At 68.7% G+C, this 12,514-nt stretch carries 11 protein-coding genes; 8 read left to right on the forward strand and 3 right to left on the reverse strand.

What is annotated here, in order from left to right:
- Positions 1–104 precede the first annotated feature (104 nt).
- The 5 genes from acs (at position 105) to VGC13_RS10275 (ending at position 6,277) form a co-directional block, all read left to right on the forward strand.
- Complete coding sequence (gene acs / locus VGC13_RS10255) at positions 105–2,213, forward strand: acetate--CoA ligase alpha subunit (protein ID WP_331125155.1); 2,109 nt, start codon at positions 105–107, stop codon at positions 2,211–2,213.
- 287 nt (positions 2,214–2,500) lie between these two features.
- Positions 2,501–3,739, forward strand: a complete 1,239-nt coding sequence (locus tag VGC13_RS10260; RefSeq protein ID WP_331125156.1) for an AAA family ATPase — start codon at positions 2,501–2,503, stop codon at positions 3,737–3,739.
- Entirely contained in the window at positions 3,736–4,317 is a 582-nt protein-coding gene (locus tag VGC13_RS10265) for a DUF4276 family protein (RefSeq protein WP_331125157.1), read from the forward strand. The genes VGC13_RS10260 and VGC13_RS10265 overlap by 4 nt, the downstream gene beginning before the upstream one ends.
- 84 nt (positions 4,318–4,401) lie before the next feature.
- Positions 4,402–6,060 carry an AAA family ATPase gene (locus VGC13_RS10270; RefSeq protein WP_331125158.1) on the forward strand — a complete coding sequence of 553 codons (1,659 nt, stop codon included), beginning with the start codon at positions 4,402–4,404 and terminating at the stop codon, positions 6,058–6,060.
- A gap of 88 nt (positions 6,061–6,148) precedes the next feature.
- Positions 6,149–6,277, forward strand: coding sequence for a hypothetical protein (locus tag VGC13_RS10275; protein WP_331125159.1), 129 nt, complete (start codon positions 6,149–6,151; stop codon positions 6,275–6,277).
- Between the two features lie 346 nt (positions 6,278–6,623).
- Here the strand turns inward: VGC13_RS10275 and VGC13_RS10280 are convergent, their stop codons facing one another.
- Complete coding sequence (locus VGC13_RS10280; protein WP_331125160.1) at positions 6,624–7,163, reverse strand: DinB family protein; 540 nt, start codon at positions 7,161–7,163, stop codon at positions 6,624–6,626.
- Between the two features lie 520 nt (positions 7,164–7,683).
- On the reverse strand, positions 7,684–8,556 hold the full coding sequence (locus VGC13_RS10285; protein ID WP_331125161.1) for a M12 family metallopeptidase: 873 nt from the start codon (positions 8,554–8,556) through the stop codon (positions 7,684–7,686).
- A gap of 331 nt (positions 8,557–8,887) precedes the next feature.
- On the opposite strand from VGC13_RS10285, the gene VGC13_RS10290 reads away from it, so the two are divergent.
- The 3 genes from VGC13_RS10290 to VGC13_RS10300 all read left to right on the forward strand — a co-directional run bounded on the left by VGC13_RS10290 (position 8,888) and on the right by VGC13_RS10300 (position 11,896).
- Positions 8,888–10,144, forward strand: coding sequence for a metal-dependent hydrolase family protein (locus VGC13_RS10290; protein WP_331125162.1), 1,257 nt, complete (start codon positions 8,888–8,890; stop codon positions 10,142–10,144).
- A 902-nt stretch (positions 10,145–11,046) separates the two neighbouring features.
- Entirely contained in the window at positions 11,047–11,172 is a 126-nt protein-coding gene (locus tag VGC13_RS10295; RefSeq protein WP_331125163.1) for a hypothetical protein, read from the forward strand.
- Positions 11,173–11,200: 28 nt separating this feature from the next.
- A complete protein-coding gene (locus VGC13_RS10300; protein ID WP_331125164.1) occupies positions 11,201–11,896 on the forward strand; it encodes a hypothetical protein in 696 nt (231 codons plus the stop codon).
- 70 nt (positions 11,897–11,966) lie between these two features.
- Here the strand turns inward: VGC13_RS10300 and VGC13_RS10305 are convergent, their stop codons facing one another.
- Positions 11,967–12,218: a hypothetical protein gene (locus VGC13_RS10305; protein ID WP_331125165.1), complete on the reverse strand. Its 252-nt coding sequence runs from the start codon at positions 12,216–12,218 to the stop codon at positions 11,967–11,969.
- Positions 12,219–12,514 lie beyond the last annotated feature (296 nt).

Below are 12,514 nucleotides of genomic sequence, written 5' to 3' on the forward strand. Positions count from 1 at the left end.
CTACCCATTGGTGTAGCTCCGCCCGGCCCCGTAGATTGCCGCCTCGCGCCGGAGCCGGACTCACTTTCGCACTCCCGCACTCTCGCACTTTCGCACTCCTCCGTATGCTCGACGCCATCCTGCGCCCCCGCTCCATCGCCGTCATCGGAGCGAGCCGGAAGCCCAACACCATCGGCTACCAGATCCTCGAGAACCTCGTCCGCCACGGCTACGCGGGCGCCGTGTATCCCGTGAACCCCACGGCCACCGCGGTGCACTCCATCCGCGCGTACCCGTCGGTGGAGGCCGTGCCGGACGAGGTGGACATGGCGGTGATCGTCGTCCCCAAGCAGCACGTCGTGGACGCCGCGGAAGCGTGCGGGCGCAAGGGCGTGAAGGGACTCGTCGTGATCTCGGCGGGGTTCGCGGAGGTGGGCGGCAGTGGCGTGGAGCGGCAGAAGGCGCTGATGGAGATCGTCCGCCGCTACGGGATGCGCCTGGTGGGCCCGAACTGCATGGGCGTGCTGAACACCGCGCCGGACCGGTCGATGAACGCCACCTTCGCGCCCACGATGCCGCCCTCCGGCCCGGTGAGCTTCATGAGCCAGTCGGGCGCGATGGGGGTGACGATCCTGGATTACGCCAAGGAATACGGCATCGGCATCAGCCAGTTCGTTTCCGTGGGCAACAAGCCGGACGTCAGCGGCAACGACCTCATCCAGTACTGGGCGGAGGACGAGCGGACGGGCGTCATCCTGATGTACCTGGAAAACTTCGGGAATCCCCGCAAGTTCACGCAGCTGGCGCGCGAGATCACCCGCCGCAAGCCGGTCATCGCGGTCAAGGCGGGGCGCACGGGCGCCGGCGCGCGCGCGGCCTCGTCGCACACGGGCGCGCTGGCGGGGACGGACGCCGCCACCGACGCGCTGCTGCGCCAGTGCGGCGTGATCCGGGTGGACACGGTGGAAGAGATGTTCGACCTGGCGATGGCGTTCAGCCACCAGCCGGTGCCGCGCGGCAACCGCGTGGCCATCGTCACCAACGCGGGCGGCCCCGGCATCATCATCGCCGACGCGTGCGAGGCCAACGGGCTGGAGGTCACCGCGCTTTCGGCCCAGACGACCGCGCTGCTGGAGAAGCACTTTCCCGAAGAGGCGTCGCTCGCGAATCCTATCGACATGATCGCCAGCGCCACGCCGCAAAGCTACCGCATCGCCGTGGAGGCGGTGCTGGCGGACCCCAGCGTGGACGCGGTGATCGCCACCTTCGTCCCGCCGCTGGGCGTGCGCCAGGAAGACGTGGCCGAGGCCATCGTCTCCGTGGCCGCGCACTCCGAAAAACCCGTGATGGCGGTGCTGATGGGGCGCGAGGGGCTGCCGCAGGGCCTCGCCGAGCTGAACGCGGCGGGCATCCCCGGCTACCGCTTTCCGGAATCCGGCGTCCGCGCACTGGCGGCGATGTACCGCCACCGCCGCTGGCTGGAGCGCCCCGTGGGCCAGGTGCGCGCCTTCGACGCAGACCGCGCGACGGTCGCGCGCATCATCACCGCCGCGCGCGCGGAGGGGCGCGAAAAGCTGTCGGAGACGGAGGTGATGGCGGTGCTGGAAGCGTACGGCATCCCCGTGGCGCCCTACCGCATCGCGCGCACCGCGGACGAGGCGGCGCGGGCGGCCGCGGCGTTCGGCTGGCCGGTGGTGATGAAGGTGCTGTCGCCGCGCATCATCCACAAAAGCGACGTGGGCGGCGTGATCGTGGGGGTAGAGGACGAGGCCGAGCTGCGCGCCGCCTTCGATCGCCTCACCGTGGAGGTGCCGGCGCGCGCGGGGATCGGCGCGGACCAGGTGCAGGGCGTGCTGGTGCAGAAGATGGTGGCGCGCGGCAAGGAGACCATCATCGGGATGACGCTGGACCCGCAGTTCGGGCCGGTGCTGATGTTCGGGCTGGGCGGGATCTACGTGGAAGCGCTCAAGGACGTGGTCTTTCGCGTGCAGCCGGTGACGGACGTGGACGCCGCCGAGATGGTGCGCGCCATCCGCGGCATCCGCCTGCTGCAGGGCGTGCGCGGCGAGCCCGCCAGCGACCTGGGCGCGGTAGAGGAGACGATCCAGCGCGTGTCGCAGCTGGTGAACGACCATCCCGAGATCCAGGAGATGGACGTGAACCCGTGGATGGCGTTCGCCGAAGGCGGCGTGGCCGTGGACGGGCGGATCCGGATCGCGGTGGACGCGGGCTGATCCGGCGCGACCCGCGGGCGCCCCCACCGGGCTCGCATTACTCGCCCACCTCCCCCGAAACTGCCGGGGGAGGTTGGGGGATGGGCTGAGATTGGGGCAGCTCGGCCACTATCGGGTTGCGTTTGCCGGCGCCCTCCTCTGCCCCGCACCTTTGGCCCGGTTCATGGGGGCATGGCGAAACGGACGGATCCGCAGCACGTCCTACGAAGGCTCGCGCGCGTTGCGAAGCCGGGTTAAACTCCACCTCCGGCTACGCGCGATCAGCACATCCCTGCCCACGAACGATCATGGCGTCGGACCCCAACGCTGGCGTTTGCCTCATTCGGCGGGTGGTTATCCGCAACTACAAGAGCATCGCGGCCTGCGACGTGGAGCTCGGGCCGCTGACGTTCCTCGTCGGACCGAATGGGTCGGGGAAGAGCAACTTCCTCGACGCGATTCGATTCGTTTCTGATTCACTCCGGTATTCCCTGGAGCATGCGCTCCGAGATCGTGGCGGAATCGATGAAGTGCGTCACCACAACGCCACGGGATCGCCGAATGTGGGCATCCGGGTGGAGTTCCAGCTTCCAGACGGGATGCATGGACATTACGCGTTTGAGATCAGTGGCAGTCGGCATGAGACCGCGATCACGCATGAGGAATGCTACGTCACCGGTGGACTAATCCTTCCTGGCGTCACACGATTTTTCGAGGTTTCTGATACACACGTTTTGAAGTCTGCACTCCCTTCAGTGACATCCGCGCGTGTGAAGGATCGCCTGTATCTCGTAAGCCTTTCAGGGACGCACGAGTTCAGGCCTGTATACGATGCGCTTTCAAGTATGGGGTTCTACAATCTGAACCCGCATGCCATTCGCGATTTGCAGGCTCCCGATCCGGGTGAGCTCCTGGCACGCGACGCTGCAAATCTGCCGGGCGTGCTTCGAAAATTGTCTACCTACAACCCGCGTCTGAAGACACGAGTCGAGGAGTACCTGGGCCAAGTCGTCCCGGGAATTGCTGGCGTGGATGCAATCCCCGTTGGCCCGCGGGAAACGCTTCAGTTCAAGCAGCACACTGCAGGCGATCAGAAGCCTTGGGATTTCTTCGCAGCGAACATGTCAGACGGGACGCTCCGCGCGCTCGGGATTTTGGTGGCGCTGTTCCAACGTGGTAGAGAGATCGAAAACGCTCCGCTCCTCGTCGGACTCGAAGAACCCGAGACAGCCCTGCACCCAGCGGCGGCAGGCGTGCTCATCGATGCGATGCGGGACGCGACGTCCATACGGCAGGTGATTGTGACCAGCCACAGCCCTGAATTGCTCGACAATCCGTCCATCGATGGTTCTGAAATTCTTGCAGTGGTGGCCGAGGACGGCGAGACGAGGATCGGGCAGTTGAACGACGCAGGACGGTCGGTGCTGCGAGATCACCTGTTCACGGCCGGCGATCTGCTGCGCATGAACCAGCTTCGCCCGGAATCCGCAGCGCGCTCGCTGAACCCGGATGATCTGGAGTTGTTCGGCTCAGGGGCACCGGCGTGATCCTGCCGATCGTGGAGGGACACGGTGAGGTTACAGCCGTCCCGATCCTGATCCGGCGAGTCGTCGCCCACTACGCTCCAGAGGCATACGTGGACGTGGGACGGCCGATCCGCGTGAGCCGATCTGGACTGGTACAATCGAACGGCATCGAGCGAACGGTGGAACTCGCGGCGCGCCAGACGCAGGCTGCAGATGGCATCCTGATCCTGCTGGATGCGGATGACGATTGTCCGCGCGAGATGGCGGAGGCGCTGCTCACCCGAGCCAAGGCGAAACGCCCGGACCGCGCCATCGCCGTCGTGGTCGCCAACCGCGAATACGAGGCGTGGTTTCTCGCCGCCGCGCCGTCGCTTCGCGGAAAGCGTGGCCTGGCAGACGACATGGAGCCTCCGCCGGACGCGGAGGCGATCCGCGATGCCAAGGGCTGGCTGGCGCGTCACGCCGGACAGGGCTTCTCGTACAAGCCGACCATCGACCAGCCGGCACTTACCAACGAATTCAGTCTCGAGCAGGCGTACGCGGCCCGCTCCTTCCGAAAGCTCGTAAAAGAGGTGGTCGCATTGGCGCGGCTGTCCTGACCGCCTTCCAACGGCGGTCGTCAGGGCCCGCTATTCCCTATTCCCTATTCCCTATTCCCTGTTCCCTATTCCCTTGCTGTTCGCATGAGCCAGCCCACCACCCCCGCCGAGCTGTACCAGTTCATCCTCGACACGGCGGCGCGCGCGGAGCGCCGCGGCGACTGGCCGGGGCCGGGCAAGATCGCCGACAGCGTCAAGCGCCACGTCCTGGGCTTCCTGGGCACCCTGGTCCTCGCGGACGGCGAGATCAACGAGAACGAGGCCGCGTACCTCAGCAAGATGCTGCGCGCCGAGAACATCATCGACACGCCGCTGGAGAAGGTGCGGCAGCTGATGATGCGCCACGGCGACGGCAGCCCCGGCGCCCCCGGCGGCTGGGTGCCGGACTACTTCCAGGTGCTCATCAGGGGAGACCGGCAGCGCGGCTCCGTCAACGCCATGAACGTGGCGCTGTGCCTGCGCGAGCTGGGGCTGCAGCTGATGGTGTCGGACGGCGACAGCCTGCCGCGCGAGGCCGAGATCATCGCGCAGCACGTGATCCTGCTGCAGCGCGCCTGCGATGCCGCGGGCGTGGGCCAGGAGCGCGGCCCGACCGACGGCGCCGCGCCGCAGACGCCCGGAGCCCCGCCGCAGACCGCGGCCGGCGGTCCGCCCCAGGCGCCGGCGGGCGCGCCGCAGGGTGCCGAGGGCGACCCGCCGCTGGTGAAGGTGCAGGCCGCCGGCGGCGAACCGGCGGCGGCGCAGGCCCCCGCCGCGCCAGAAGCGCCTCCCGCGCCGCCGCCGCTGAGCCTGGACGAGCTGATGGCCAGGCTGCACAAGCTCGTGGGGCTCGAGAAGGTGAAGAAGGAGGTGGAGACGCTGACCAACCTGGTGCGCATCAACAAGATGCGGCAGGAGCGCAAGCTGCCCGTGCCGCCGCTGTCGCTGCACATGGCCTTTACCGGCAACCCCGGCACCGGCAAGACCACCGTCGCGCGCCTGCTCGCGCAGATCTTTCGCGCCATCGGCGTGCTTGAGAAGGGGCACCTGGTCGAGACGGACCGCTCCGGCCTGGTCGCCGGCTACGTGGGCCAGACCGCCATCAAGGTGCACGAAAAGGTGACGGAGGCGATGGGCGGAATGCTGTTCATCGACGAGGCCTACGCGCTCGCCACGGGCGACGAGGAGGACTTCGGGCGCGAGGCGGTGGACACGCTGGTCAAGCTGATCGAGGACCACCGCGACAAGTTCATCGTGGTGGTGGCCGGCTATCCCGCGCCGATGCAGAAGTTCCTGGACAGCAACCCCGGCCTGCGCTCGCGCTTCAACCGCTTCATCCACTTCGACGACTACACGCCGGACGAGCTGTTCAAGATCATGGAGCGCATGTGCGGCGAGCACGGCTACAAGCTGCAGCCCTCCGCCGCCCAGTTCATCCAGTGGCTGCTGTCGCGCATGCATGAGAAGCGGGGCGAGAACTTCGCCAACGGGCGCGACGTGCGGAACATCTTCGAGCAGGCGCTGGCGCAGCAGGCCAACCGCGTGGGCCCCATGCAGAACCCGTCCGACGAGGAGCTGTGCAGCCTGGTGGCGGAGGACGTTCCCGGCCACGCCGAGTACCTGGCGTACCTGGAGCACGTCGCGTCGACGACGACGGAGGTGCCCTGCCGCTACTGCAAGGAGATGATGCGCGTTCCCAAGGGGCAGGGCAGCTTCAAGACCACCTGCCCCAACTGCGGCGAGGTCACCAAGGTAAAGACCTGACGCGCACGGCTGGCACGCAAGCGGCGTTCGCCGTATCTTGTGGCCGCCGTACGTTCACCCCACCACGAAAACACGACGAGAGGGACCGATGCCTACCGTAGGCAAGCTCTTTTTCAACATGGGCGTCTTCGCCCTCGTCACGTTCCTCATCTATCTGGCCTGCATGGCGATGGTGCGCATCGAGGACCGCAAGCAGGCCCGCCGCCGCGGCCGCTGAGCCGGTTTGGCCGAGGCGTGAGGGCGACAGGAACGAGCCTCACGCGGAGAACGCGGAGCTGAACGGATGAGGACGCGGAGAAGAACCCTTCTCTGCGTCCTCTTCGTTTGCTCCGGATCCAGAAAAGATCAGTCTAATGCCAGGTCCTGAAAAAGAATCATCGTACAGAGGAACAGAGTCAGACAGAGGCAGCGAGATCATGCTTCCTCTGTTTGACTCTGTTCCTCTGTACCCTGAAGGTGTTGTTTTTCCGGATCCAGTATCACGCAGAGGCCAGAAAGGAAGCAGAGCGGTTTTCTCCGCGGCTTCTGCGTGAGGTGAGACGATTCCTTTGCCGGATCTGGTCTCAGAACCAGGGCTCGTCGGCGGTGGGGCCGTAGATGGAGGGCACCCGCGCGTCCGCCATCCGCAGGTAGACCGAGAACTGCCCCCGGTGGTGAATCTGGTCGTGCAGCAGGAACCACAGGAAGTCGATCTTTGGAATGTCGCCCAGCGTCTTGGGCGCCACGAAGAACTGCACCGTCTGCCGCAGGTCCTCGTCGCTCATCCCCCGCACCACCGCCATCACCCGCCCGTGCGCCGCCTCGAACGCGTCGACGATCTCGTCCAGCGTCTCCGGCATCGGCGGCGGGGCAGAGGGCGGCGCGGACCAGTCGAAGCCGGTGGTGATCGCCTTTTCCACCAGCCCCTGCTCCTGCACGAACAGCCACGCCAAGTCGCGCGCCGGCTTGCTTTTGGGGTGCGGCTGAAGGTCCAGCCGGTCCGCGGGGAACGCCCGCAGCACGCGCACCGTGGTGGCGTGCTCGCGCTCCATGGCGGCCAGCAGCGTCTGCAGGGCGCCCGGGGCGGCGGAGGTCGATGCTGCGGCGGGGGTGGCGCTCGTCATCCGGCGGTCTCCTGTGCAAGGGCTGTGGTCTGCGCGGCCCCTCAGAGTGCGCGCGCACCCCTCCCCCGGCAAGACCCGCCGCCGTCGGTCGGAGGGCTGGTCGACATGGCCGGCACGGGCGAATGATTCGCTGCAACAACCACACGAAGGCCGCCTTCGCGGACTGGCGGACGTGGTGCAGGGGCAGGTGTCTGCCGCGTGGCGGGATCGAAGTAGCATCGCAGCTCAACCTCCCCAGGGGTTTGGGGGAGGTGGGCGAGTAAGGCGAGCCCGGAGGGGGCGTGCCCCTCGCGCGAAGCCGTCCGAAGCGGGACCGAATTCTCCCCTTTCTTCCGCGACAGCGGGGGAGAGGGGCCGGGGGAGAGGGGGCCTGTCGGGCGCCAGTTCGATGCACTTCGACGCGCGACGGTTTTGCGGCACGGAGGCCATGGAAGCGCCCAGCCCCAAATCGCCGCGCGGGCGGAGGACCCGTAAGTCCCCCGCCCGCGCGTCCGTCCCGCCCGATCCGTCCCGCGAAAGGTTACGGATACAGGGTGTTGACGGTGGTCTTGTCGGTGCTGTTCATCCCCGTACGCTGGCCCATCTGGCTGTCCAGGCCGCGCTTGGACACGATGGTCGGCAGGCCGTTGCTGCTGAATGCCGTGGGCGGGTAGTGCATGATGCTGCCCTCGGCGTACGTGCTGTAGTCGGTGGCGTTGGTGCACTGCTTGGTGAAGTTGCCGCTGTAGCCGCTCTGGATGTTGGCGGTGTTGATGGTCACGTACGTGTCGCGGTCGCAGCGGGTGTGCTCGTGGAACATCCCCAGCGCGTGCAGCAGCTCGTGCACCACGTTGCCGGTGCTGCAGCCGCTGGCCAGGTTCACGTACTGCCGCCCGCCGATGCGCCCCACGTTGCTGGAGCAGCCCGTGCTGGTCTGGAACTGGATGTAGTTGGCCTGCGTGGTGCGCACCACGAAGTCCACGATGCCGGTGTTGGCCTCGATGTGGGCGATGGCGTCGGTGATGCGGCTGGGGCTGGGGAAGCCCGAGGGGATCACGTACGGCACCACGCCGCCCGGCCAGCGGGCGCTGGTCCCGTCGATGGCCACGCCCAGGCGCGGCCCCTGCGCCTTGCGGCTGCGCGCCTCGGAGGCCGTGCGGAAGATCCACTCCGCCGGGCCCAGGTCGATGTCGCCTTCCCAGATGGCCATGCCGTTCTGGATCTCGTACGTCACTTCCATCGGCTCGCCGCTGCGGTCGATGATCCAGCCGGTCTGCGCCACGCCGCGGGTGGCGAAGCCCTCGGGCGGGGCCTTGATGCCCGGGTCCTCGGGGCGTACGGCGGTGCCGGCGTCCTGGCACGCGGCGGCGATAGCAAGCGCGGCGAATGCCGCAAGGGGGCGAAGCTGGCGCACGGGTCCTCCTGGGGTGGTGAACAGGGGATGCTGCAGGGTTGGTTGTGCCCCCCAAGCAAGGCAAGGCGTGCGCCATATTCGGTCGGATTCCGTGTGGTGCAGGAAATTGTTCAGACACAAGGGCTTCATCTCTCCAGCCCCGGATTTTGTCCGGCCGGCGGTGCACCGGGATGCAGCGGCGGGGGCACATACAGGGCGCCGTTCCGGTGCGGCCGGGCGGCTCCCGCGCCGGCGGATGCGCGCCGCCTCCGCATCCGCTATCCTGTCCACCGCCGCGGCCGGATCATCGCGCCGCCGGCCCGTGCGAATCCCCATCCTCCCGACCGCCGCCATGCGCATCGCCGTCCTGATCGTCACGCTGCTCCTGGCCCGCGCGCTTCCCGCGCAGTCCACCACCGTGCTGCTGCGCCCGGACCGCGTGTTCGACGGCGAGCGGGTGCACGCCGGGTGGGCGGTGCTGGTGCGCGACTCGCTGATCGCCGCCGCCGGGCCCGCCGCCTCCTTGGCCGTCCCCGCGGACGCGCGGGTGATCGAGCTTCCCGGCGCCACGCTGATGCCGGGGATGATCGAGGGCCACTCGCACCTGCTGCTGCACCCGTACAACGAGACACCGTGGGACGACCAGGTGCTGCGCGAGCCGCAGGCGGTGCGCGTGGCCCGCGGCACCGTGCACGCCCGCGCCACCGTGATGGCCGGCTTTACCACCGTGCGCGACCTGGGCAGCGAGGGCGCGGGATACGCCGACGTGGGGCTCAAGCAGGCCATCGACGAGGGGATCATCCCCGGCCCGCGGATGCTGGTTTCCGGCCCCGCCATCGTGGCCACCGGCAGCTACGGGCCGCGCGTGCTGGCGCAGGAGCATCCGTCGCCGCGCGGCGCGCAGGAGGCGGACGGGGCCGAGCTGGGGCGCGTGGTGCGCGAGCAGATCGGCGGCGGGGCCGACTGGGTAAAGCTGTACGCCGACTACCGCTGGGGCCCCGCCGGCACCGCGCGCCCCACCTTTACGCTGGACGAGCTGCGGCTGGCGGTTGAGGTGGCGTCGAGTGCCGGGGCGCCCGTGGTGACGCACGCCTCCACGGCCGAGGGGATGCGGCGCTCCGTCATGGCCGGCGCGGTGACCATCGAGCACGGCGACGGCGGCACCCCCGAGGTGTTCCGGCTGATGCGTGAGCACGGCGTGGCGCTCTGCCCCACGCTGGCGGCCGGCCACGCCGTGTCGCAGTACCGCGGCTGGCGGCCGGGCGTGGACCCCGAGCCGGCGCGCGTGCAGGCCGCGCGCGCCAGCTTTCGCGCCGCGATGGAGGCAGGGGTGGACATCTGCTTCGGAAGCGACGTCGGCGTCTTTCCGCACGGCGACAACGCGCGCGAGCTGGAGCTGATGGTGGCGTACGGAATGCCCGCCATCGACGCGCTGCGCTCGGCGACCTCGGTGAACGCGCGGGTGCTGCGCCTGCCGGACCGCGGCCGCGTGCGTCCCGGCCTGCTGGCGGACCTCGTCGCCGTCGCCGGCGACCCCGCGCGCGACATCTCCGCCGCCCGCGCCGTGCGCCTCGTCATGCTCAACGGCCGCCTCGTCCGCCAGGACTGACGCCGCGGAGCACGCACTGTACAATCCACGACGCCGGACGCTGTCACGATTCTGAGAGGGTGTTCCTAAATCTCAAATCCACAATGAAGCGGTGACTTCCTGAGGGAGCGCACCACGCGTAACCAGAAGTCACACAACAGATTGCGCGCGACCGAAGGACCTCGTCTCGGTGGCGCAGGGGCCAGATCAGGGCACGGTACCAGCCCTATCGTTCTGCTGGCGAGATCCTTCGGTCGGCGCCAAGCTGCAGTGTACAAGCGAGTTACAGGGCGGCGCCTCCCTCAGGAAGTCAATCACGCCGGGGGGTTTGGCAACACCCTCTGAGGCCCGGCCACTCCGCACGTGAGGATTGCGCGAATGGTCGCAGGGCCGAAGAATCTACTCTCGGCCACCTGGAGCCCTGACGCGGCAGCCCGCACAGTTGCCGCGGCCACGACATCGGCCGGCAAAGCCCTGCCGCGTCATCGGATACCGACCGTGTCCGCTGGAACGCGACGCGGCGACCGGCCACAAGCAGCCCGAGAGTAGATTCCTCGGTCGGCGCCAAAGGATTGGGCGAAAAGAGGATGCCGCGCGGCGCCTCCCTCGGAATGACAGATTGGGCGTAGCGGCGGACCAGCAGGAGCGAGAAGGCCGGTTCCGGCACATCCGCCGGAACGCGGCGTCGGAAAGACGGTTCGATGCCAGTCGAAGCGCATCAACCTCCCCCGGCAGTTTCGGGGAAGTGCGAGCCTGAGCGAGCGGAGGGGCGCCGTTCCCGCGCACGCGAATTCTCCCCCTCTCCGTGAGGAACGAACGGGGAAGGGGGCCGGGGGGAGGGGCACCCCGGCGGACGCAGTTCGATGTCCGCCCCGAGCCTCGATCCCTCCGACGGACAGCCGGACCACTCCCCCGGCAGCGGAATGCCAGCCTACCTTTTTGCGGCGATCGGCATCATCATAGTGATCCTCGCGGGCGCGCCGCGGATGAACGCGCGGGTGGGGCCAATGATCCGCGACGCCCACCGCCGCCGCACCGCCACGTCCTGATCCACGCCCATCCTCCACCCTGCGTCCCATGCGCCTCCTCACGCTTCTCGCCGCGCCCGTGCTGCTGGCCGCCGGCGCCTGCATCCCTTACGCGACCGGCACCACCGCGCGCCCCGCGCCGCAGGGCGAGGTGATCCCCAGCGCGGCCGTCTACTTCATTCCCGGCGGCGTCGACCGGATGAGCGGGGACTCCGTGGGCGGCTCGTACTTCGGGCTGGACCCCGAGGTGCGCTTCGGCATCGACGGGCGCTCCGACGTGGGGATCCGCGCGCCGGGGGTGGTGGGGATTACCGTCAACTACAAGCGGCGCGTCGACGGAAACGGGGAAATGGACGGACCCGCGCTGGCGTACATGGTGGGCGCCGGCGTGGTGAACGCGGGCGAGCACGCGCACGTCGAGGCGTCGCTGCTGGCCTCCGGCCGCCAGGGCGAGGGCTTCTGGCTTACGCCGTACGGGGGGATCAAGGCCATGCAGGTCTTTCCCCTGGTGGAAGACGCGGTCTCGGACGATCCCACCGTCGGCGTGTTCGCCGGGGTGCGCCTGGGCACCGAGGCGCTGGGGATCAGCCCCGAAATCGCCGTCTTCTACGACCGCTCCGCGCTGGGGCTGCGCGACCGCGACGTCATCATCGTCCCCTCCTTCACCTTTCACGGCGACCAGCTGGTCAGCCGGCTGTTCGGCGGGACGGACACGCGGCGCTATCCGCCGCGGCGCTGGCCGTAGAACGCGCGAGCCCCGGCGCCATGGCGGCGCCGGGGCTCTTCGCGGGAGAGGCCAAGGCGTAGCCCGGGCGTCAGGACCGCACGCGCAGGGTCATCCCCAGGGCGGGCTGCGAGGTGGCCAGCCGGGCCTCCGGGTGCTCCGCCGGGACGGGCTCAAGCAGGCACGGGTGCTCCGCGCTGCCGCAGGTGGCCAGGCCTTCCGCGGCCTGCGCCACCGCCGTCCGCCCGCCACCCAGCGCGGACTCCAGCACGGTGTACACAGTCAGAGCCAGCAGCAGGCTCACGAAGGCGAAGCGCACGGAGCGCAGCATGGAGCGGGTCATGGGGTGCCTCTTCTGGCGATGGTGTCTGGAACGCGTTTCCTCGACTGCGTCCGTATAGACGTAAACCACCCCGAAAAAGTTTTACGTCCATCCATTAGCCTGTGATTAACCGCTCTGCGGAGCCGGACGGAGACCGGCGCGCATCCTATCCATCTCTTTATCCATCAACCACTTCCATGGATTCCCGTCCTCGTGCGGCAACGATGCGCGTCCGCCCCGGAAGGCACGCGAAGCGGCGGCGGGCAGTGACGAGCCCGGCTGCCGCGCACCATCCGCGCGGTTCCGACGCCGCCAGA

The organism is Longimicrobium sp., from assembly GCF_036399255.1.
Lineage (GTDB): Bacteria > Gemmatimonadota > Gemmatimonadetes > Longimicrobiales > Longimicrobiaceae > Longimicrobium.